This is a genomic window from Zwartia panacis, assembly GCF_030410395.1.
GTDB classification, from domain to species: Bacteria; Pseudomonadota; Gammaproteobacteria; order Burkholderiales; family Burkholderiaceae_B; genus Zwartia; species Zwartia panacis.
The window spans coordinates 166,447-189,528 of the sequence record NZ_JAUHHF010000002.1 but is presented as its reverse complement, the minus strand read 5'-3'; the positions used below and the strand labels follow the sequence as shown (position 1 = coordinate 189,528).

The window sequence follows — 23,082 nt, the reverse complement described above, 5'->3', positions numbered from 1 at the left end:
CATGACTCAAACACGTGCTTTATCCAAGATTCTCTCCTTAGCGGATTTTGAGCGGGCTGCAGCCAAGCGATTACCCAAACCGATTTATGGATATGTTTCAGGTGCTTGCGAGGATTGTCATTCCTTGAGGGCCAACCGCGATGTGTTCGCCGAGTACGAGTTTGTGTCTCGTATTTTGGTTGACATTTCCCAGCGTACCCAGACCGTTGAGGTCTTTGGCAAGCAGTACGATGCGCCGTTTGGGATGGCACCGATGGGTATTACCGCGATGTCCGCATATCGCGGCGATATTGTGCTGGCTGAGGCTGCCAAGCGCGCCAACATTCCAATGATCATGAGTGGTTCTTCCCTCATCAAAATGGAAGAGCTTGTCGCTGTGGCACCAGATGCATGGTTTCAAGCCTACTTGCCTGGCAAAGTCGATCAGATCGCCCCATTGATCGATCGCGTCGCCGCCGCGGGTTTCAAAACACTGGTGATTACGGTCGACACGCCGTCATCGGCAAACCGGGAAAATAATGTTCGCACAGGATTTTCGACGCCTTTGCGCCCCAGCTTGCGACTGGCCTGGGAGGGCATCAGCCATCCACGCTGGTTGTTCGGCACATTTTTGAAAACCCTGATGCGCCATGGGATGCCGCATTTTGAAAACTCTTTTGCGACACGCGGTGCACCCATCATGTCTAAAAATGTACTGCGCGACTTTTCCTCGCGTGGTCATCTCAACTGGGATCATGTGCGCGAGATTCGGGCGCGCTGGAAGGGACCGATGGTCATCAAAGGCATTCTTCATCCGGCAGATGCAGCGCTTGCCCGTCAGTACGGCATGGATGGTGTGATTGTTTCCAATCATGGTGGTCGTCAGTTGGATGGCGCCGTGGCCCCTTTAAGGATGCTGCCGCAAATCCTCGAACAATTTAAAGACGGTCCTGTCATGCTCGATAGTGGAGTGCGACGCGGAACGGATGTGCTCAAGGCCTTGGCGCTCGGCGCGCGTTGTGTATTTTTAGGTCGTCCTTTCAATTATGCTGCCGCAGTGGGAGGACCGGCGGGTGTTGATCATGCGATCTCCTTGCTGTCGCAAGAAGTTTCGCGAAACATGGCGATGATGGGTGTGAATCGTCTTGATGAGCTGACTCCAGCCTCACTGATTCATGTGGGACGCTCTTGAGCATCACGCTGATGCATTAGACTTTTAAAGGTATTAAATTTTTTGTCGTTTTTTCACGGTATTCATTTTTTCAAAACGGAGTCAACATGGCAGATCTAGGATTCGCAGTCAATACACACAAGCACACCGTCAGCAATGCCACGCTGAAGAAATTCGCTAAATTCGCAGTCGCAAACATCAGTGACGCGGTGAGTCGCACGAACGGCACGGTTGATCTGCGTCCGATCCACAAAGGTGGCCGCATTCTCGGCCGCGCTTTCACTGTCAAGACTGCGCCTGGCGATAATCTGATGGTGCACAAAGCGATCGATATGGCGGCGCCTGGCGACGTGATCGTGGTGGACGCAGGCGGTCCCCAGCGCAACGCCATCATCGGTGAAATCATGTCGACTCTCGCAGAAAGTCGCAAAATCGCTGGTTTTGTGATCGATGGCCCCATCCGCGACTATGACGCGTTGAGCAAAGGTAAATTCCCTGTTTTCGCGCGTTCAATCTCCCATCGCGGTCCTTACAAAGAAGGCCCCGGCGAGATCAATGTCACCGTCTGTGTCGATGGCATGGTGGTGCATCCGGGCGACATCATTGTGGGTGATCACGATGGGGTGTTCGCGATTCGTCCTGAAATCGCCGATCAACTCGCAAAAACAGTCGCCGAAATCGAAAAGAAAGAAAAAGAGATTTTCGCCAAAATCGCCAAGGGCACGCTGGATCGCAGCTGGGTCGATCAGGCTTTGCGCGCCAAAGGCGTTCTGAAGTAATCCATCACCGCTATAAGCGCATACCCTGATACCCAGTATGCGCTGAATCAATAAAAATCAGACACACTGCCCACTACGGTGGGCAGTTCATTCTTGGACGGAGACAATGAAAAAAAAGGTTGTGCGGTTTGATTTTTGGCTGAATCCCGCTTTCGATCGCCATATGAGCGGTCTCAAGGACGTTGATGTCTCAGTTTGTCAGTACTCGGATGACGAACAAAAAACGCTTGCCCTGTTCAAAGAGGCGCACGTCTATCACATCTGTGCGGCGCGCGACGAGGTGCCTTCACAATGGTGGGTCAACGAGGCGCTTCTCAGCAAAATGCCCAATCTGCTGTGCGCGTCGACTTCAGGTGCCGGCTACGATCCAGTCGATGTCGAAGCCTGTAATCGCCATGGCGTATTAGTGGTCAACCAGTCAGGCTGTAACGCCAACTCTGTTGCCGAGCATGCGATGGGTTTGTTGCTCTCCGTCAAGCATCGGATCACCGAGTCTGACCGTGTCATGCGCGCGAACGCCTACACAACGCGTGAAGACCTCATGGGTAATGACATACGCGGCCTCACCATTGGCATCGTTGGCGTGGGCAATATCGGCACGCGGATGGCAGAGCTGTCAAAAGCTTTCGACATGACCGTACTGGGTTACGACCCTTATTTGTCCGATGAGGAAATCAAACGACGTGGCGCTACACCTGTGAGCTTCGAAGACTTGCTCTCCCGTTCGGATGTGGTGACTGTGCACTGTCCCCGCACACCTGAAACCTTGAACTGGATTGGTGCAAAAGAGTTCCGCGCCATGAAAAAAGGCGCTGTCTTCATTGCGACCGCGCGTGGTGGGATTCACGACGAGACGGCGCTCTACGAGGCGCTGCGAGACAAACATCTTTCAGGGGCAGGGCTCGATGTCTGGTCTGTCGAACCCCCCGCTCCTGACAATCCTCTATTGAGTCTTCCCAACGTCACGGCGACTTATCACACGGCGGGTGTTAAACACGAGGCACGTGGTAATGCTGCCGCCATGGGGGCGGCTCAAATTGAAGTGATCTTGCGTGGAGAGCGTCCACCACGTTTGGTCAACCCAGAAGTATTTCCAGTGTTTTTGGAAAGATACAAAAAGATGTTCGGATAACAACACTCAAACAGCACTAAACCGAGGAGAGGGAGTATGAAAAAAATCATTGATAAGTTGGGTCGTCTGAGCTGCGTGGCCTTGTTAGCCGCGGCAGCCTGGTCTGGCTCTGCGGCAGCCCAGTACCCGACCAAACCGATCACGATGATCATCGCCTTCGCGCCAGGTGGAGGTACCGACCTGATCGCGCGTTTGATCGCCCCTTATATTGAAAAACACCTAGGCAACAATGCGCGCATCATTGTGACCAATCGTCCAGGTGCGGGTGGCGGCATAGGTTTTACTGAGATCGCCAAGGCGACGCCTGATGGATACACCATTGGTTTTGTGAACACGCCCAATATGTTGTCCATTCCAATCGAACGTCCATCCAACTACACCTGGCAGAGCTTCGATCTGATTGGCAATCTGATTGATGACCCAGGTGCTTTCACGCTGAACACTTCCTCTCCGATTAATAATCTGAAAGAGCTCGCTGCCTTCGCCAAGGCGAATCCCGGCAAAGTGACGGTCGGTTCAACAGGTGTCGGCTCTGATGACCATATTGCCATGCTCTTTTTTGAGCGTGCGGCTGGCGTCAAAATGACACACATTCCTTATAAAGGTTCGGGCGAAACGCGCGCCGCTGTTGTGGGTGGTCAAGTCATGGTTGGCGCGATCAATGTGGGCGAAGCGCTTGCTTATATCAAGGGCGGTTCACCGATCAAAATGATTGGCCAGATGTCGGCCAAGCGCACGGTCCTGGCGCCCGATACGCCTACTTTCGCCGAACAGGGATACAACATCGAGAGCGCTTCTTTGCGCGGATTGGCAGCACCTAAAGGCCTGCCGGCAGACGTGCGTGAAAAGCTCGTCACCGCAGTTGCCAAAGCCGCTGCAGATCCGGAGTACATCAAGAAAGCGGGCGAGTTATTCGCACCGATCCGCTACCTCGCACCGAAAGAGTATGCGATCGAACTGGAAAATACTGACAAGCAGTTGCGCCAGTTATGGAAGGAAATGCCCTGGAAGGACTGAGGGGCTCATTTGTACGTCAAACCAGCCACGCAAGGCATTCGATAACCTGATTGAAACCTTGCTGGCATACAGGTCGGTGGGGGTGAGGATCGCCTCCCTGGCTTGATGGGTCTCAAGCAGTTGGGTGCGAAGCACGCCACCCAACAGTCCACTGGACAGCGGTGGTGTCAGCCATTCGCCATTTTTCAATACGTAGATATTCGAGCGACTGCCTTCGCAAAGCTCACCTTTCTCATTCAAAAAAATCAGATCAAAAAAATCGGGATGGTGAGTCAGCCATTCAGTAGCCGCCTCATACCAGGGACGATGCGTGGTCTTGTGCTGCAGGAGCGGTTCGTGGCTTTCGAGTCTTAGGTTTGTCAGAGCGATAAAAGGGATGCCTTGCAAATCGGGAAGAGGCGCCGTCTGAATGCTGAGCGTGCCTGAAGGGCTCAGCAAGAGTCTGATGCGCAAAGCCGTATCGTTTAATGCTGCGTTCAAGGCCCCTTGAATCGTTGCGTTGACCACATCATCGCCAGGGTAGACATAGCCCATCGCTTGGGCCGATTGTTTTAAGCGCCGCAAATGATAGGGCAACAAAGCAATCCGCCCCTGCGCGTCCGCCTTCATGGTTTCGATCAAGCTGGGTGATGCGGTCTGGGTCATAGGCGAGTGTTCAAAATACGTGCTTTCCAATGGCACTCGTCCCACTCTTGCTCAGGGTCGGAGTCGTAGACGATTCCTCCGCCGACATGGTAGCGTCCATGTCCTTGATCATCCAGCACCAGGGTGCGGATCGCCACGTTCAGGGAAAAGTCTCCGTTCGGCGCGAGCCATCCCAAGCTTCCGCAATAAATGCCGCGAGGTTCGGGTTCGGTCTCTTGAATCCGTTTCATGGCAGCGATTTTGGGCGCGCCAGTGACTGATCCACAGGGGAAAAGCGCTCTCAAAATTTCAGCAAAGGACGTTTCGGGTGCGATTTCAGCCTGAACAGTTGAGGTCATCGTCCAGACCGAGGGGTATTTTTCCAGCAGGAATAACGGCTCTGCGCGGACGCTTCCGGGAAGTGCCAGACGTCCAAGATCGTTTCTGAGCAAGTCGACGATCATGAGATTTTCAGCACGATTTTTTTCGCTCGCATGCAAAGCTTCGCCGAGTCGTCGATCGGTTTCAGGATCAGGTGAGCGAGGCGCCGTTCCTTTCATGGGACGAGTGATCAGCGTATTGCCGGTGCGCTGAATAAAAAGCTCCGGAGAGAACGACAGGATTGTCCTGCCTTCGTCTTCGATGAAGGCCGCATGCGCGACCGGGTGTCGCGTGGCGATTTGCCGGTAGAGTTGAGCGGGATCGCCTTCTGTTTCGACGATTAAAGGAAACGTCGAATTGATCTGATAAACCTCGCCCTGCGCAATCCATTCGCGAATTTGATGAATGCGCGAGAGGTAAGCTTGTTTATCCATGCCAGCTTGAACGGAAGTCACTGATGCTGTTGTTTCGCTGGCTGTTTCAGTGCCGAGCGTCCAGGGACTCTGTTCTTGCATCTGCTCAAACACCAGTGCAGTAAGTCGTGGGTGCCTGCGTCCGGTTAAAGCAGGTTGTTGTGGCGCTGTTCGCAGCAAAGCAGGTTCTAACCACTCACCCAGCTCATATTCCAGCACTAAAGCAACCCAGTGCCCCGCCCGTCTTGCCGCTTCGATATGTGAGAAAGCAGCCTCGAGTTCGCTGGCTGTGTGGGCAACGATCCGCCCGCACGGCCCGGTTAACACGCGGGCATGTTGCGACAGTCGATCTTCGAAGCGACATTGACTCATGAGCGATTCAAAAATTCGTGAAGTACTTCACCTGTATGCGACTTGTTGCGCGCGGCGACGACTTGTTCGGGCGTCCCTTCAATGACCAGCTGGCCACCGCCCGATCCGCCCTCGGGACCCAGATCCAGGAGCCAGTCCGCTTCGGCAATGATATCGAGGTTGTGTTCGATCACCACGACAGTATTGCCCGCCTCGACCAGTCGATGCAAGACGCGGATCAGCTTTTCCACATCCGCCATCGACAGCCCGACTGTGGGCTCGTCAAGGACGTAAAGCGTATGCGGCAAGCGCGAGGCGCGACCAGTTGTGATGACGCCTTCGGTCATCCGGGCTTTGGCCAGTTCGGTCACCAGCTTGATACGTTGCGCTTCGCCACCGGAAAGAGTGGGGGAGGGTTGACCCAGGGTGAGATAGCCGAGTCCCACATCTTGCATCAGTTTCAGGGGATGCTGGATGCGCGGATGTGCCGCGAAATAATCAATCGCATCATCGACCTCCATCGAGAGTACTTCGCCGGCATGTTTTTCGCGCATGCGCACGCCCAGCGTATCGGTATTGAAACGCGCGCCGTGACAGGCATCGCAAGGAACCTTGACGTCTGGCAAGAAGCTCATCTCCAGTGTGCGCATACCTTGTCCCTCGCATATCGGGCAGCGACCATCGCCCGTATTGAAGGAGAAACGTCCAGCGCCCCAGCCACGAATACGCGCCTCGTTGGTCTCGGCAAACTGCTTGCGCACATCATCCCAAAAACCGATATAGGTCGCCGGGCAAGAGCGCGGTGTTTTGCCGATAGGTGTCTGATCAACCTCAAGCACGCGATCCAGCGCATCCCAGCCCGTGATGTCATCGCAGCCATGCCACGGCTGCGCGCCGCGCGCGGCGATCGCGGTAGAAAGATTGTCGAGCAATACCTCGCGTGCCAGCGTCGACTTACCCGAGCCGGAGACGCCCGTGACCACACTGAGCCGTCCGATCGGAAAATGCGCGGTCACGTGACGCAGGTTGTGCAAGGACGCGCCTTTGACCGTGATCATGGGCGTGTCTTTGGCGATTGGGCGTCTGGGCTGGAGCGGATGCGCCAAGGGGTGACGTAAATAATGGCCTGTGGTGGATTCAGGCGCCGTCATCAGGTCTTCGAGCGTACCTTGCGCGACGACGCGCCCGCCACGCACACCGGCTCCGGGACCGATATCGATCACATGCTCGGCGCGACGAATCGTGTCGTCATCGTGCTCAACGACCACAAGCGTATTGCCATTTTTTTCGAGTTTGGAGAGCGCACCAAGTAGGATGCGATTGTCGCGTGGGTGCAAGCCAATAGTGGGCTCATCCAACACATAGCAGACGCCTTGCATATTTGAACCGAGCTGGGCGGCGAGACGAATGCGTTGCGCTTCTCCCCCGGACAGTGTGGGTGCGGCCCGATCAAGTGCGAGATAACCCAAGCCGACTTCCTGCATAAATTGCAGACGTCCACGTATTTCGCTCAGAATGTCGCGCGCAATTTCCGCATCGCGACCGCGCAAGACCAGACCCGTAAAAAACGTATGTGCATCCGATACAGGTAGCGAGGCGAGTTCGGCGATTGACTTGTCGCGCCATAACACCGCTCGCGCAATCGGGTTAAGGCGCGCGCCATGGCAGCTCGTACAGGTCTGTGTCTCACCGTCGTAGGACGCGTTCCAGGCGGCTTCTTCGCCCGTCTGTTCGCCATCGAAGCCTTGCAGTTGCAAACCTGTTCCATAGCAACTCTGACACCAGCCGTGTTTGGAGTTGTACGAAAACATCCTTGGATCAGGTTCGGGAAAACTGGTGCCGCAGCTGGGGCAGGCGCGCTTGACGGAGAAGTGCGTTTGTTCAAGTGGCGCAGACATATCGCTTTCGAGTTTGCCCAACGGCCAGAGAACACTCATCACGCCTTGCCCATATTCGAGCGCACTGCGGACCGCTTCTCTCAAAGGCGCTTCATCTTTGGTGTTGACCACCAGATCGGCGACTGGCAACTCGATCGTGTGCTCTTTGAAACGATCCAGGCGCGGCCATTTGGCCGTCCCGATAAACGCGTTGTCCACACGCAGGTGGGTAAAGCCTTTGCCTGAGGCCCATTTGGCTAGATCGGTATAAAAGCCCTTTCTTGCAGTGACCAGAGGCGCCATCAGGCCGATACGCTCGCCTTTGTGGTCTCGCATGATGCGCGCGACAATCTGATCCGCACTCTGCGGTTCGACGCTGACCTGACATGTCGGACACATCTGTGTGCCAAGCTTCATGTACATCAGTCGCAAGAAATGGTGAATCTCGGTCATGGTCGCAACTGTCGATTTGCGACCGCCCCGGCTCGTGCGCTGTTCGATGGCCACGGTGGGTGGAATGCCGAAAATCGCATCGACATCGGGTTTGCCTGCGGGCTGCACGATCGCGCGGGCATAAGCGTTGAGCGACTCGAGATAACGACGCTGGCCTTCGTTGAACAAGATGTCAAAAGCGAGCGTGGACTTGCCCGAACCCGAGACGCCTGTAATGACAGTGAATTTATCGTGCGGGATGCTGACACTGATGTTTTTGAGGTTATGTTCCCGCGCATGCAAAATATCGATGCTGTGCGCACGACGTCTTTCCTTGAGGACACTTTGCAACGGACGGCCCCCACCTTCTGAAGCTTGCACGCCCGTGGTGCTGACACTGATGGCGTCGGGGGTCATGGCGACGGCATACTCACGCAGCGCCGCACCAGTATGAGAGCGTGGATTCGCCATCACGGTTTCCGGACTGCCGACCGCCACGAGCTCGCCGCCGCCATCGCCGCCTTCAGGACCCAAGTCGAGGACCCAATCGGCCGCGCGAATCACATCGAGGTTGTGTTCGATGATGAGCAGAGTGTGCCCGGCCCCCAGCAGCTTGCGAAACGCGCGCATCAGGCGCGCGACATCGTCAAAGTGCAAGCCTGTTGTGGGTTCGTCGAATAAAAACAGACTGCCTTTCTTAGCGACCTTGGCTGTGGAAATCCCGCTGCGGGCGGCTTCTGCGAGGTGACCCGCCAGCTTCAGGCGCTGGGCCTCACCCCCCGAGAGCGTCGGGACCGGTTGACCCAGCTTGACGTACTCCAGACCGACATCGGCCAGCGGTGCGAGTCCCAGCTGCACATCGCGCAAGCCTTTGAAAAATTCCAGAGCCTCTGACACGGTCATGTCGAGCACGGAATCAATCGAGGCACGTCGTCCCAAGTGCTCAATTTGAACTTCTCGCACTTCGGGGCGGAAACGTTTGCCATCGCAATCCGGGCAGCGAATGTAGACGTCCGACAAAAACTGCATCTCGACGTGCTCAAAGCCTGTGCCGCCACACGTGGGGCAGCGGCCATCACCGCTGTTGAAACTAAAGGTGCCTGCCGTGTAGCCGCGCTCGCGCGCCACCGGTGCCTGCGCAAAGAGTTTACGGATTGGATCAAACGCACCCACGTAGCTCGCAGGGTTGGAGCGTGCGGTCTTGCCGATTTGCGCCTGATCGACCATGACGACATCGGCAAGTTGTTCGGCGCCCAGAATGCGATCGAAGGCGCCGGGCGCTTCGGTGGGCTTGCCCATGATTTTGAGCAGACCCGGATACAGGACGTCTTGAATAAGGGTGGATTTGCCCGAGCCAGAAACACCCGTGACGCATACCAGACGACCCAAAGGAATTTCGATCGAGACATTTTTCAGGTTGTTCGCGGTGACACCCTCGAGGATCAGTCGTGGCGTATTGTCCGCGACAGGCATCGGGCGCGGCGCCTCGACTTTGAGGCGACCGCCCATGTACTGACCCGTCAATGTCGTCGCGTCTTTCAGTGCGGTGGGTGTTCCGTCAAACACAATTTGACCACCGCGTTCGCCTGGACCCGGTCCCACGTCGATGACACGGTCGGCGGCGACCATCACCTGAGGGTCATGTTCAACCACCACCAAGGTGTTGCCTGCGTCCCGCAGTCGATGCATGACTTCGACTACTCGGTGAATATCGCGCGGGTGCAAACCAATAGAGGGCTCATCCAAGACAAACAGCGTGTTGACCAAAGAGGTGCCCAGAGCCGTTGTTAAATTGATGCGTTGGACCTCGCCTCCGGAAAGCGTTCGACTCTGCCGATCAAGTGTCAGGTAGCCCAGCCCCACATCACACAGAAACTTCAGACGCGCCCGCACTTCGGTCAGCACCAGATCCATGGCCGCATCCATCGCGCCCGGAAAAGTCAATTGATCGGCGAAGGCTCGTAACTGAACAATCGGGGTCAGCATCAAATCTTGCACTGACTTGCCTTGAATACGCCAGAGCAAGGCATCTGGCTTGAGGCGTGCACCTTTGCAGGTCGGGCAGGGGGTGTAGCTGCGGTATTTGGAGAGCAAGACCCGCACGTGCATTTTGTATGACTTGGTTTCAAGCCAGTCAAAAAAGCGCTGTACGCCGTACCACTGAGTTTTCCAGGCCTGATTGCCGCCTTTCCAGAGCGGGTCACCATGCAGCACCCACTCTTGATGTTCGGGGGGCAGGTATTTCCAGGGTGTATTGATCGAAACGTTGGCACGCTTGGCGTACTTTTCCATTTCAACCTGACATTCTTTGTAGCTTGGTGTTTGCCAGGGTTTGATCGCACCGCCTTCGAGGGTTTTATTCTCGTCAGGGATCACCAAGCCAAAGTCGATGCCGATGACCCGACCAAAACCTCGACACGCCTCACAAGCGCCCAGGGGCGAGTTAAAAGAAAACGTGCTGGGCAGAGCGTCGCTGTAGCTGATGTTGCAATCCGCGCAGTGCAGCTTGTCGCTAAATTTCCAGACAGCCGTATCCGTTCCATCCTGATCGACAGCATGCACAGAGATCAGGCCGTTGCCCATTTTGAGGGCGATATCGAACGCCTCCATGACGCGAGAGGGCTCCGCGCTGGAAAAACGAAAGCGATCCTGCACCACGCGCAAGGTTCGTAACAGTGGTGACAGGGTCGCTGTTTTCTTTTTAGAGGCTTTGGCAGCAGGCGCAGCGGACGCGGTGTCGGAGGTTGTGGACTGAAGCGGGCTTTCATCCGCGTGGACACGCGTGTAACCCTGCTGCTCTAAAAAGCCGCGTACCTCTTCCTCGGTAAAGTTCAGTGGTACTTGCACGGGGAAAGTCACGACTAGTCGCGGATCTCCCGCTTTTTCAGCGCGCTCTTTCACGGCAGAAAAAATAGAAGAAGTACTGTCTCGGCAGACGGCCTGACCGCAGCCGCGGCACATGAGCTGAGCGCCTCGCGCGAACAGCAGCTTGAGATGGTCGTTCAGCTCGGTCATCGTGCCGACTGTGCTGCGAGAGCTGCGCACGGGATTGGTCTGGTCGATGGCGATCGCGGGCAAAATGCCCTCTATGCGATCGACAACAGGCTTATCCATCCGGTCCAGAAATTGCCGCGCATAGGGCGAGAAGGTTTCGACATAGCGTCGCTGGCCTTCGGCATAAAGAGTGTCAAACGCCAGAGAGCTCTTGCCTGAGCCGCTGACACCCGTGATCACGGTCAATTCGCCCGTATTCAGGGTCAAATCGAGGTTTTTAAGATTGTTCTGGCGTGCGCCAGTGATTCGAATGGTTGGGTTCATACCGTAATCATAGAGCGGCGGCCCGCAGGCAACATGGAAAACCAGACGAATACTCTGGCCGGATATAGGGTAATATACGAGGTTCGTTACCGGAGAATTGCTATGGCTTCAGAAACAAAACGTACGCGTCGCAACACACTTGAGCGTCGTTGCTTGGGCAAGGCCTTTAAGCGCCTGTTCGTCAACGCTCCAAAAGGCGTGTTCAAAATGCTGGAAAAAGTCAAGAAAGCCTGAGTTTTTGGCATTCTGACCGCTTACTCTGAGCGCTTGAATCAAAGTAGTTGAATCAAGTACTGGGCTGCAAACCATTAGGTTTGCGGCCCTTTTACTTTTTCAGATACTCCCTTTGCACCGAGGCGTCCGTCGCACTCGTTTATGATTGAAATCATTGAATGCACCAATAACATCAGGAGAACAAATATGAGTGGGAATAAACGTTGGGTCAACCGTCCAGAGGGATCGACCTGGGGTGATTTTGGTGAGGACGACCAACGCGGTCGGATTAATTTGCTGACTCCTGAAAAACTGAAGCAAGGTATTGCCGAGGTTAAAGAGTTTCAGCCTTTCTGCCTCAGCCTGCCACTTGACCTACCAGGCGGTAACTTGTTGAATCCACGGCGATTTCCACCTGTAATCCGTCCCACCTTGCGTGGCGATCGCCCCAACATGAACTACGGTCTGTTTCGTGACAACGACCAGCAAACCGACGTGATCAGCGATGATCTGGTCGTGATGCATCTTCAGTACTCCACTCAATGGGACAGTCTGGCTCACGTGGGCTCAAGATTTGATGCCAATGGCGACGGAATTCCAGAGTCGGTGTATTACAACGGCTATCGTGCAGGAGAGCACATCATCGGACCCACCGATGGCAAAGATGCTGGCGTACCGGGACCGGGTGAAAATAAATCCACTTCCAATGCCATGGCCCTTGGGATCCAAAACATGGCCGAGTCTTGTGTGCAAGGTCGAGGCGTCATGATTGATTTCCATGCGCACTTTGGTAACAAGCGTGAAATCATCGGTTACGACACACTGATGCGGGTGATGGAACAGGACAAAGTCGTCGTCGAGCCTGGCGACATGGTGTGTCTGCACACAGGTTTCGCACAGCTGCTGATGGACATGAAGGGCAACCCAGATCTGCATACGCTTGAAAACAGCTGCGCGGCGCTCGACGGTCGAGATCAAAAGCTTCTCAAGTGGATTACCGACAGCCAGCTGGTTGTATTGATGGCCGACAACTATGCGGTGGAAACTTACCCAGCGACCAGCCACATTGGTTGTTGCGCGACACTGCCCTTGCACGAGCATTGCTTGTTCAAGCTGGGTGTTCACCTGGGTGAGATGTTTTATCTGACACCGCTGGCGCAATGGTTGCGTAAAAATGGTCGTAATCGCTTCTTGCTGACCGCGCCCCCACTGCGTTTACCTGGCGCCGTGGGCTCACCCGCCACGGCAGTCGCAACAGTTTAAGTATGCCTTCAAGACCCTATTCGACGATGTTGTAAGTTTGACGAAAGCTTGAATAAGCTTATGGTTGACGCACGCATCGCGAGTGGGGCAATATGACCAAGTTATTTCACTATTTCAGGAGCGTGCCATGCGCCGTACCTTTATTGCTGCCGCGCTCTCAGCGGCAATGCTGTTGCCCGGTTTGGGTTTTGCCAAAACATTCAAATGGACCAGTCAGGGCGATATCCTGACACTGGATCCTCATTCACAAAACGAAGGCTTGAACATTGCGGCCAACTTGTGGGTGTATGACCCTCTTGTCAAATACAACGAAAAGTACGAAGTTGTCCCCTCGCTGGCAACCTCGTGGGAGCGTATTAATCCCACCACGATGCGTTTCAAGTTGCGTCCGAATGTCAAGTTTCAGGATGGCACGCCTTTCACAGCGGATGACGTGGTGTTTTCGCTTAAGCGCGCCATGGCGCCTTCTTCGCAGTTCAAGTCATACGTAGCGGGCATCAGTGATGTGGTCGCCGTTGATCCTCTGACTGTTGATGTCATTACAGCCGGTCCTAACCCTGTCTTGCTGCGTCAGTTGCCCTCACTCGGCATTATGAGCAAAGCCTGGGCGGAAAAGAACAACGCCGCATTACCCCAGGATTTCAACAAGAAAGAAGAGAGCTTCTCTGCCCGCAATGCGATGGGAACAGGCCCTTATAAACTCAAGTCACGCGAAGTCGACATTAAAACGGTATATGTCGAAAATCCAGACTGGTGGGGCAAGCCCACCAAAACCGGCAACGTGACTGAAATTGTCTACACACCGATCAAGCAAAACGCGACACGTACCGCCGCGTTGCTCTCTGGCGAAGTAGATTTTGTGCTCGACCCGCCTGCACAGGATCTGGACCGTTTGCGCAAACAAGTTAACGTGCTGGACGGCAATGAGTACCGTACGATTTTCATTGCGATGGATGTTAAAAGTCCTGAGCTGAAGTACAGCAACATCAAAGGTAAAAATCCTCTCGCCGATGTGCGCGTGCGTGAGGCGCTCTATCGCGCAATCGACATCGAGGCGATCAAAAAGTCTGTGATGCGTGGCATGTCTTTGCCAACAGGCGCCATGATTTCCCCTCAGGTGAATGGATATTCAGAGGCACTGGGCAAGCGGGTTCCCTATGACCCCGTCAAGGCTCGCGAGTTGCTCAAAGAAGCGGGTTACGACAACAACCTCGAGTTCACAATCGACTGCCCGAACAACCGCTACATCAACGACGAAGCGATTTGTCAGGCTGTTGTGGCAATGTGGGCCAAGATTGGCGTGAAAACCAAGCTCAATGCGATGCCGCGCGCGACATTCTTCCCGAAGCTGGCCAATGGCGACACCAGCATTTATCTCTTTGGCTGGGGCGTTCCAACCTTTGATGCGTACTACACGCTTGAGTCCCTGATTCGTACAAAGGGTACCGGCGCAAGTGGCGCGTTCAATTATGGCGGTTACTCCAACCCCAAGGTTGATGCCCTGATCGATGCGATCAAGACAGAAACCGATGATGCCAAGCGCACTGCCATGATTCAGGAAGCCCTGAGCATTCATGCCAAGGAGTTTGGCGCGATTCCTCTGCATGATCAGATCATTCCATGGGCCATGAAGAAAAACGTCAAGATGATCCACCGTCCGGACAATCGTCCCGTGATTGAGTGGATACGCATCGATTAATCGATGTTTTTAAAGCGAGCCTCTGAGCAACTGAGCAGAGGCTCGCATCTTTGTGAGATTGCATGTTCGCTTTTATTATTCGACGGTTGCTTCAGGCCGTAGGCGTGATGTTGACCGTTGCGCTGCTGGCTTTTATCCTGTTTCAGTATGTCGGCGACCCTGTCATGATCATGCTGGGTCAAGAGGGTACGCCCGCAGAGCGTGAGCAATTGCGCCAGGATCTCGGGCTGAACGATCCGATCATCGTGCAGTTCTATCACTTTCTCGCTAATGCTGTGCAGGGTGATTTTGGTTTGTCACTGCGCCAAGGGCAAAAGGTCTCCGTACTCTTGAGCGATCGACTACCGGCCACACTAGAGCTGTCCATCGCTGCTGCGTTGATTGCTTTGGTCGTCGGCATCCCACTGGGTGTCTACACTGCGCTCAAGCGAAACGGCAAGTTATCGCAAGCTTTTCTGGCGTTTTCATTACTCGGCGTTTCTTTACCGACATTTCTCATCGGCATCTTGTTGATTCTGGTGTTCTCTGTCCAGCTTGGCTGGCTACCGAGTTACGGTCGGGGTGAAACGGTCCGTCTGGGCTGGTGGACGACGGGCTTGTTGACGGCGAGCGGGTGGAAACATCTCATTTTGCCGGCCATCACACTCTCGCTTTTTCAGGTTGCCCTCGTCTTGCGCCTGGTGCGCTCAGAGATGCTGGAGGTGTTACGCGCCGATTACATCAAGTTCGCGCGCGCCCGAGGTCTGACCAAGCGAGCGATTCATTTTGGTCATGCGCTTAAAAATACACTTGTGCCTGTGATTACGATTATGGGCTTGCAGCTCGGCGGCATCATCGCTTTTGCCATTGTGACGGAAACGGTGTTTCAGTGGCCGGGTATGGGGTTGTTGTTTATCCAGGCCGTTCAGTTCGCCGATATCCCGGTGATGGCCGCCTACCTATGTCTGATCTCATTTATTTTTGTGGTGATTAATCTGATCGTTGATTTGTTGTATTTCGCCGTTGATCCAAGATTGCGCGTCGGACTTGGCAAATCGGGAGGGGGACATTGATGCGCGCCTCATTCTCGAAATTCTGGGACGGTGATCTTGCGTGGTCATGGCGTCACACGCCAGTCGCGATTATTGCCACAATTATTTTGCTGGTCATGCTGATCGCTGCTTTTGGCGCGGGTTGGATCGCACCTCACAACCCCTTTGATTTGGCAACCATCGATTTGCTCGATGCGCTCAAGCCACCGGTATGGCATGAGGATGGCACCGCCAAATACCTGTTGGGCACAGATAGTCAGGGTCGCGATCTGCTATCAGCCCTGATGTACGGCACCAAGGTTTCGTTGTTGATTGGTTTGGCCTCTGTCGCTGGAGCCATGCTGCTGGGCGTTGTGCTGGGTCTGATTTCGGGTTACGCAGGTGGTCGCATCGATGCCTTGATCATGCGCGTGGCCGACGTGCAACTGTCGTTCCCTGCTATTTTGATCGCCTTATTAATCGATGGCGTGGCACGCGCAGTCGTCCCCGGTGATATGCATGAGGTGATCGCTTTCCCTGTACTGGTCGGTGCGATTGCACTGGCGGGATGGCCACAGTATGCCCGTACTGTCCGAGGCTCCACACTCGTTGAAAAAAATCGCGAATACGTCCAGGCTGCGCGAGTGATCGGCATTTCCTCGCCTGTCATCATGTTCCGTCATGTGTTGCCGAATGTCCTGGGTCCTGTATTGGTGTTGGCAACAGTTCATCTGGCGACCGCGATCATTACCGAAGCGACGCTGTCCTTTTTGGGAGTCGGTGTGCCGCCGACTTCGCCTTCTTTGGGCACGCTGATCCGGATCGGGAATGATTTTCTATTTTCCGGGGAGTGGTGGATCACCATTTTCCCGGGTGCTGCGCTGGTGTTGCTGGTGTTGTCTGTCAACCTGCTTGGGGATTGGCTGCGTGATGCCTTGAATCCCCGTTTGAGTTGAGGGCACAGACATGTCTAATATTCTGGAAATCAAAAACCTCAGTGTCGAGTTTCCGACACGACGCGGTACTTTGAAAGCTCTAAACGACGTCTCCTTTTCAATTGCTGCGGGCGAGGTGGTTGGCGTGGTAGGCGAATCAGGGGCGGGAAAATCCCTGACAGGCGCAGCCATCATCGGTTTGCTTGAACCTCCTGGTCGTGTCTCAGGCGGGGAGATCCTGCTTGAGGGTAGACGGATCGATAACCTGACCGACGATCAGATGCGCACCATTCGTGGCCGCGAGATCGGTGCCATCTTTCAGGATCCGCTGACCTCGTTAAATCCGCTTTACACCGTGGGTCATCAGCTCGCGGAAACGATTGTGACGCACTTGCCCATGACGTGGTCGCAGGCACGTCAGCGCGCCATCGAACTGCTCGAGTCGACCGGCATTCCGGCTGCGCGTGAGCGTATCGATCATTATCCCCACCAATTTTCGGGTGGCATGCGCCAACGCGTAGTGATCGCGCTGGCACTTGCCGCGCAACCAAAATTAATCGTGGCAGATGAGCCCACCACTGCGCTGGATGTTTCCATCCAGGCGCAAATTATCGAATTGCTGAAAAAGATGTGCCGTGAACAAGGTGCCGCTGTGATGCTGATCACGCATGACATGGGCGTGATTGCTGAAACCGCAGATCGCGTGGTCGTGATGTACGCGGGGCGTGTGGCCGAAATCGGCAAAGTACGTGATGTGATTCACTCCCCCAAACACCCATACTCTGTCGGTTTGATGGGTTCGATTCCTTCGATTCATCATCATGTTGAGCGTTTGGTGCAGATTGATGGCTCGATGCCAAGATTGACGGCCATTCCACAGGGCTGTGCGTTTAATCCGCGTTGTCCTAAAGTCATGGATCGCTGCCGCGAAGAGCGCCCTGAAATTATCCAGGTCGGGACGTCGCAAGCCGCCTGCTGGTTACATGCACCCCAGGAGGCGTCATGAGCACAGAGCGTCCTTTGGTTGAAGTTCACGATGCTGCCAGATGGTTTGATGTCTCGGCGCCATGGCTCGAGCGTGTATTGTCTCGCAAGCCCCGTAGTATCTTGCGCGCAGTCGATGGTGTTTCTTTCGGCATCCGCAAGGGCGAAACCCTGGCACTGGTAGGCGAGTCCGGTTGCGGAAAGTCGACCATTGCCCGCATGCTGGTGGGACTCTATCCACTCACGCGTGGGACCATTACTTTTGATGGCCAGCCGATTTCAAACATGCAGGGTCGCTCGGGTCTGGCTTTGCGCAAGCGTCTGCAGATGATTTTTCAGGATCCGTATGCGAGTCTGAATCCGCGCTGGCGGGTCGGGCGCATTATTGCCGAGCCGATGCTGGCACACACGAATATGACCGAGCAGGAACGCGATGCCCGCGTGGATGTGTTGTTGACCCAGGTGGGACTGCACGCCTCGGACAAGTCACGTTTTCCGCATCAATTTTCTGGCGGACAAAGACAGCGCATTTCGATTGCGCGAGCTTTGGCGGTCAATCCTGAGTTTCTGGTCTGTGATGAACCGACTTCCGCACTCGACGTTTCAGTTCAGGCACAAGTCCTGAACATCATGAAAGATCTTCAGAGAAATCTTGGCCTGACTTATCTGTTCATTTCACACAACCTCGCGGTGGTCCACCATGTCGCCGACCGCGTGGGTGTGATGTACCTCGGTCGCATTGTCGAAATCGCGGATCGGGACACTTTATTCTCCAATCCCCAGCATCCCTACACGCGGATGTTGCTCTCGGCGATCCCCGATATGACCGGGCAGGGACGCAAGCGCACCCCTGTCGCGGGTGAAGTGCCCAATCCGCTGAATCCGCCCTCAGGCTGCACCTTTCATCCACGCTGTCCCTTTGCCCGCGAACGATGCAAAAGTGAAGCACCTGCTACACAGAACTTCAAAGGTGTGGAAATCGCCTGTCATGGTGTCGCAGAAGGTTGGCCGATGCAGGTCTAAACGTGGTGTTCAGTCCATGCACCGGTCAGCCTGAACGGAAAATCAGTTCGTCTTGATATTACGTACCTTGACGAGCTCGTTCCATTTCTTGATATCTGTTTCGATGTATTGTTCAAACTCTTTTGAACTACCGCCGACAGGCTCCATGCCAATCGACACAAAGCGCTCTTTCACATCGGGCTGCGCCAGGATTTCATTAATCTCTTTGTTCAGGCGCGTCACGATATTCGCTGGCAGTTTCGCCGGACCGACCAGACCAAACCAGGTATAGACATCTGTGTCCTTGAACCCTTGCTCGCCAAGCGAAGGCACGTCAGGTAACAAGGCCGAGCGCTGTGAGCCAAACACGGCGATCGCACGAAGCCGTTCATTTTTGATGAAGGGCAGAGGCGCGACGATTGGATGTACACCCGCAGTCAGTTGACCACCCACGAGATCTGTCATCGCGGGTGCATCGCCTTTATAGGGTACATGCGTCATGTTCGATTTGGCCAGATAGTTAAACAACTCGATCGCCAAATGTGGACCTGTTCCATTACCAGGACTTGAGACATTCACAGCCTCGGGTTTGGCGGCGAGTTCGAGCAGTTGTTTTGTCGTTTTAATCGGTGAGGATGCGGGCACCAGCAAGAAAAGAGGCGCACGAACGACTTGGATAATGGGCGTAAAGTCCTTAAGCGTGTCGTATTGCAGTTGTCCAAACAAAGCGGGGTTGGTCGTGTGTGGGGCTGCGGCCATCATCAAGGTGTAGCCATCCGGATCGGCTTTCGCGATCTGTGCGGACGCGATCCGTGTATTCGCTCCTGGTCTGTTTTCCACGACCACGGGTTGCTTGAGTCGGGTCGCCAGATGCTCGCCAATGACTCGTGTGGCGATGTCGTTTGAACCACCCGCCGGGAAGGGGGAGATCAGTTTGATGGGTTTGACAGGCCAATCTTGAGCAAGCGCCAAGCCTGACGCGCTCAAGGTCAAACTCAGAGCTAAGGCGATACGGGTCATTATTTTCATGTCTACCTCCAGAAAACTCGTTATTCTGCTAATTGAAAGAAAAACTACTTCATGATCCGCTTGGCGATGTTCAGCAAGTGGATTTGACTGGTCCCTTCGTACAAGCGGAACAGCCTGACATCCCGGTACAGCATTTCTATGGGACCGCCGATATCCGCGCAGTAACCTGCTCCACCAAAAATCTGCACAACCCGATCTGCGACACGCCCGCACATCTCTGAGGCGTAGTATTTGCAAATTGAGGCTTGTGTCGTCACATCCTCACCGTTATCACGTGCGCGTGCGGTCTCCAGCACCAGACTGCGCGCGGCCGAGATTTCAACTTGGCTTTCTGCCAGCATGGCCTGGACAAGCTGAAACTCCGCGATGGGTTTGCCAAACTGCTCGCGCTTCTTGACATGGACAAGTGCTTCATCAAGCAGCCGCATCGCGGGACCGATGCAAAGCGCTGCCAGATTGATGCGTTGCTTGTTCAGTGTTTTCATGGCGGTCGCAAACCCCTTGCCAGGAATCCCGCCGACAATTTGCTCGCTGCTCGCCAGCACATCGTGGAGATAAACCTCGGATACGGGAGACCCTGATTGACCCATTTTTCGATGTTCAGGACCGGTGCTCAGGCCTGGTGTATGTCTCGGGATTAAAAACGCACTGATGCCACGGTGTGACAAGTCATCGGGATCGGTTCTGGCAAATACCGTGAACAGTTCGGCAAGCGGTGCGTTGGTGATGTAGCGTTTGGTGCCATTGATCCGCCATTGCTGAGTGCCCCCCGACGCGACGGGTATCGCGGAAGTTTTCAAAGCCGTTGCATCCGAGCCTGCATCGGGCTCGGTCAATGCAAGGCAGCCTGTGACCTCACCGCTGGCGAGTTTAGGTAGCCACTCGCGTTTTTGCTCTGGCGTACCGTCCTGAATGATCGACTCGGCACCAATACCCGTGTTGGTGCCCGCCCGGGCGCGAAAGGCTGTCGCTGCCTTGGAAAGTTCCATGTTGGCGAGTGCGAGCTCTTCTGTTGTCATGCCCGCACCGCCATACTCAAGCGGGATACTCCAGCCAAAGTAGCCACGCTCTCGCATGATTTGCACGATGTCCTCGGGGATCTGGTTGTCTCTGACGACCTGGGCTTCTGCGGGAATGGCGATGTCGCGTACAAACTGTCGTATATCTTCGAGGCGTTTGGCGTTCAATGTCGAGTCATTAATCATGATGATGTTCCAGCAGGGGTCACAATTTTTCCGCTGTCGCGCTCAATGTTGTGACGGGCTTCAAATAAATAGGGAATGATGTTTTTAAGAAGTTCAGCTTTTGTCAGTCGAGCGGTACTGATCGTGCAGTTCATACCGATCTGCAGGTGGTCGTCAGACGCGACATTGAGCGGCACCGCAACCGCCAGTACATTGCGTTTCCAGTCACCACGACTGAGACAAAAGCCATTTTTTTCGTAGAACGACCGATCTTTCTCGTAATAGGGAAAGTCAGCGGCATATTGTGCGGAATCTTCGATTTTCAATCGATTCAGGATCGAGTCGCGTTGCGCGGGATGACTTGCGAAGAGCAACGCTCGCCCAAGCGCGGTGGTGAGTAAAGGTCGCGCACTTCCGATATCGGGTTTTAAAAAATTTCCCCGATCAATACGCAGCGCATCGATGTACACCACCTCTAGCTTACCGAGCATGCCCAGATTGACGGTCCATCCTGTCTGGGCAGCGAGTTTTTCGATGTGGGGTCGCGCCAGGTGGCGGATTTCCATGCTGGCCAGCATCGGATAACCCAGCATCAGGACGCCGGGTCCAAGTCTGTATTTTTGCAAACGATCGATGCGCGTGAGATAGCCCAGCTGATCTAGGGTATAGGTCAGCCGCGAAATCGTCGCTTTGGGCAATCCCGTCTTTTCACAGAGTTCCCGATTGCCAAGCAGGTAGTCAGAAGGCGTAAAGGCGCGCAACACCTGTAGCCCGCGGCTCAGGTTGATTGCAAACTGACGATCGGTCTCCATCGATTGGGGCGCTTGGTTCATGTTCATATCTTGAGGGATTGTCGAATGGGGAACAACCTAAATTTACTAGTGTTTCGCTGTGCGAAACAGCCGTCTCAGATGCCTGCGAATCTGCTCAAATATCCTCATGCAACCAGAAACTGATCATTCGCCCGCCCGCCGCCCCATGCTTGAGGGTGTCAATATCCTGGACCTGTCGACTGTCCTTGCTGCGCCTTTTGCCGCGACACTTTGTGCCGATCTTGGCGCGCATGTCACCAAAGTTGAATTGCCCGATGGCTCGGATGCATTGAGAGGGCTGGCGCCCACGACGCCTGAGCATGCGCTGTATTGGAAAGTCGTCAACCGCAACAAGCGGGGCATCACGCTCGATGTGCGCAAGCCAGAGGGACGCGAATTGTTTCTCAAAGCGATTGCCCGCACCGATGTGCTCGTCGAAAACTTTCGCACCGGCACGCTGGACAAGTGGGGGTTGGATTTAAAGACATTGCATGCGGCCAACCCTCAATTAGTCGTGTTACGCATCACGGGCTTTGGTCAAACGGGCCCTTATGCCAAGCGTCCGGGCTTTGCCAGGATATTTGAAGCCATGAGTGGTTTGACGAATCTGATTGGTACACCTGAAAGTGGTCCCCAGCATCCCAACTTGCCAATTGGTGATCTGATCACAGGTGTGTTCGGCGCTTTCAGTATCGCGTCCGCGATGGCATCACTTCGCGCGCGTCCTGAGTTGGGCGGTTTTGAAATTGACTTGTCCGCGACTGAGGCGATTTTCCGCTTGCTCGATCCACTCGCGGTTGAGCAAGAAGTCTTGGGCTACACCCGCAGTCATGTCGGAAATCGCGCCGACTACACCGCGCCATCCAACATGTATCGCAGTAAAGATCATACCTGGGTGACCCTGGTGGCCTCCTCCAATCCCATTTTTAGCCGTCTTTGCCACGCGATCGGTCATGTTGAGTGGTTATCTGATCCGCGCTTTGAGACAAATCCGGGACGATGTCGTCATGTCGAGGTGATCGATCAGGGCATTTCTGAATGGTTCGCCTGTCACGACTTCAGTGAAATTGAGCAGATTTTGGGTCAGGCCGACGTACCCTACACCAAGGTGTTCAATATCAAAGATGTGCTGGCTGATCCACAGGTGAAATATCGACAGTCAGTGATGCGAATCGAGGATCCCGACTTGGGGACAATCCCCGCGCCTTGCGTGGTGCCGAGAGTCAGTGGTGCTGCGCCCCAAGCGCATCGCAGTGGCCCCTCAGTGGGAGAGCATAACGAATCGTTTTTTGGTGCGCTCGGTTTGTCCGCGAACGATATCCAGCGCTTAAAAGTAAAGGGCGTGATCTGATTATTGAAGACCTAATATTTTTGCTAGTGAAAATAGAGAAGAAAAAAATAAGAAATACCCACCAGCAATGATGGCCACAGCTGCGACACCAACGAGTGTTCCAAGAGGGAACCCCAAGGATGCGGT

18 protein-coding genes are annotated in these 23,082 nt (G+C 54.6%); 12 read left to right on the top strand and 6 right to left on the bottom strand.

The features are described from left to right. The first annotated feature begins 1 nt into the window (after position 1). From QWY30_RS03400 to QWY30_RS03385, 4 genes are all read left to right on the top strand, one after another. The gene (locus tag QWY30_RS03400; protein ID WP_290238263.1) at positions 2–1,171 is read left to right on the top strand and encodes an alpha-hydroxy acid oxidase; all 1,170 of its coding nucleotides are present in this window, start codon (positions 2–4) and stop codon (positions 1,169–1,171) included. An 86-nt stretch (positions 1,172–1,257) separates the two neighbouring features. After that, positions 1,258–1,929, top strand: a complete 672-nt coding sequence (locus tag QWY30_RS03395; protein ID WP_290238261.1) for an RraA family protein — start codon at positions 1,258–1,260, stop codon at positions 1,927–1,929. Positions 1,930–2,035: 106 nt separating this feature from the next. Further along, positions 2,036–3,061 (top strand): hydroxyacid dehydrogenase, encoded by a 1,026-nt coding sequence (locus QWY30_RS03390; RefSeq protein WP_290238259.1) that lies wholly within the window; start codon positions 2,036–2,038, stop codon positions 3,059–3,061. 36 nt (positions 3,062–3,097) lie between these two features. Beyond that, positions 3,098–4,078 (top strand): tripartite tricarboxylate transporter substrate binding protein, encoded by a 981-nt coding sequence (locus QWY30_RS03385; RefSeq protein WP_290238257.1) that lies wholly within the window; start codon positions 3,098–3,100, stop codon positions 4,076–4,078. Here QWY30_RS03385 and QWY30_RS03380 read toward each other — a convergent pair. The 3 genes from QWY30_RS03380 to uvrA are packed head-to-tail and all read right to left on the bottom strand — an operon-like array spanning position 4,049 to position 11,474. Further along, on the bottom strand, positions 4,049–4,723 hold the full coding sequence (locus QWY30_RS03380) for an aminotransferase class IV family protein (protein ID WP_290238255.1): 675 nt from the start codon (positions 4,721–4,723) through the stop codon (positions 4,049–4,051). The two genes, QWY30_RS03385 and QWY30_RS03380, sit on opposite strands and share 30 nt — an antisense overlap. Then, positions 4,720–5,868: an aminodeoxychorismate synthase component I gene (locus QWY30_RS03375; RefSeq protein ID WP_290238254.1), complete on the bottom strand. Its 1,149-nt coding sequence runs from the start codon at positions 5,866–5,868 to the stop codon at positions 4,720–4,722. Before QWY30_RS03375 ends, QWY30_RS03380 begins: the two co-directional genes overlap by 4 nt. Next, the gene (gene uvrA, locus QWY30_RS03370; RefSeq protein WP_290238253.1) at positions 5,865–11,474 is read right to left on the bottom strand and encodes an excinuclease ABC subunit UvrA; all 5,610 of its coding nucleotides are present in this window, start codon (positions 11,472–11,474) and stop codon (positions 5,865–5,867) included. Before uvrA ends, QWY30_RS03375 begins: the two co-directional genes overlap by 4 nt. 102 nt (positions 11,475–11,576) lie before the next feature. On the opposite strand from uvrA, the gene QWY30_RS03365 reads away from it, so the two are divergent. The 7 genes from QWY30_RS03365 (at position 11,577) to QWY30_RS03335 (ending at position 18,601) form a co-directional block, all read left to right on the top strand. After that, positions 11,577–11,708, top strand: a complete 132-nt coding sequence (locus tag QWY30_RS03365; RefSeq protein WP_259662067.1) for a hypothetical protein — start codon at positions 11,577–11,579, stop codon at positions 11,706–11,708. A 186-nt stretch (positions 11,709–11,894) separates the two neighbouring features. Beyond that, positions 11,895–12,950, top strand: a complete 1,056-nt coding sequence (locus tag QWY30_RS03360; protein ID WP_290193817.1) for a cyclase family protein — start codon at positions 11,895–11,897, stop codon at positions 12,948–12,950. Positions 12,951–13,077: 127 nt separating this feature from the next. After that, positions 13,078–14,649, top strand: coding sequence for an ABC transporter substrate-binding protein (locus QWY30_RS03355; RefSeq protein ID WP_290238252.1), 1,572 nt, complete (start codon positions 13,078–13,080; stop codon positions 14,647–14,649). 62 nt (positions 14,650–14,711) lie between these two features. Then, complete coding sequence (locus QWY30_RS03350; protein WP_290238251.1) at positions 14,712–15,701, top strand: ABC transporter permease; 990 nt, start codon at positions 14,712–14,714, stop codon at positions 15,699–15,701. Beyond that, positions 15,701–16,615 (top strand): ABC transporter permease, encoded by a 915-nt coding sequence (locus tag QWY30_RS03345; protein WP_290238250.1) that lies wholly within the window; start codon positions 15,701–15,703, stop codon positions 16,613–16,615. Before QWY30_RS03350 ends, QWY30_RS03345 begins: the two co-directional genes overlap by 1 nt. Before the next feature lie 10 nt (positions 16,616–16,625). Continuing rightward, the gene (locus QWY30_RS03340) at positions 16,626–17,600 is read left to right on the top strand and encodes an ABC transporter ATP-binding protein (protein ID WP_290238249.1); all 975 of its coding nucleotides are present in this window, start codon (positions 16,626–16,628) and stop codon (positions 17,598–17,600) included. After that, a complete protein-coding gene (locus QWY30_RS03335; RefSeq protein WP_290238247.1) occupies positions 17,597–18,601 on the top strand; it encodes an ABC transporter ATP-binding protein in 1,005 nt (334 codons plus the stop codon). Before QWY30_RS03340 ends, QWY30_RS03335 begins: the two co-directional genes overlap by 4 nt. 42 nt (positions 18,602–18,643) lie before the next feature. Here QWY30_RS03335 and QWY30_RS03330 read toward each other — a convergent pair whose 3' ends face one another. From QWY30_RS03330 to QWY30_RS03320, 3 genes are read right to left on the bottom strand one after another with little or no spacing between them, the layout of a single operon-like run. Further along, positions 18,644–19,609 carry a Bug family tripartite tricarboxylate transporter substrate binding protein gene (locus QWY30_RS03330; protein ID WP_290238245.1) on the bottom strand — a complete coding sequence of 322 codons (966 nt, stop codon included), beginning with the start codon at positions 19,607–19,609 and terminating at the stop codon, positions 18,644–18,646. Positions 19,610–19,653: 44 nt separating this feature from the next. After that, positions 19,654–20,814, bottom strand: coding sequence for an acyl-CoA dehydrogenase family protein (locus QWY30_RS03325; RefSeq protein WP_290238243.1), 1,161 nt, complete (start codon positions 20,812–20,814; stop codon positions 19,654–19,656). After that, complete coding sequence (locus tag QWY30_RS03320; protein ID WP_290238241.1) at positions 20,811–21,626, bottom strand: IclR family transcriptional regulator; 816 nt, start codon at positions 21,624–21,626, stop codon at positions 20,811–20,813. Before QWY30_RS03320 ends, QWY30_RS03325 begins: the two co-directional genes overlap by 4 nt. Before the next feature lie 106 nt (positions 21,627–21,732). Between QWY30_RS03320 and QWY30_RS03315 the strand changes: the two genes are divergently transcribed. Beyond that, positions 21,733–22,956, top strand: a complete 1,224-nt coding sequence (locus tag QWY30_RS03315) for a CaiB/BaiF CoA transferase family protein (RefSeq protein WP_290238239.1) — start codon at positions 21,733–21,735, stop codon at positions 22,954–22,956. Positions 22,957–23,082: the final 126 nt, after the last annotated feature.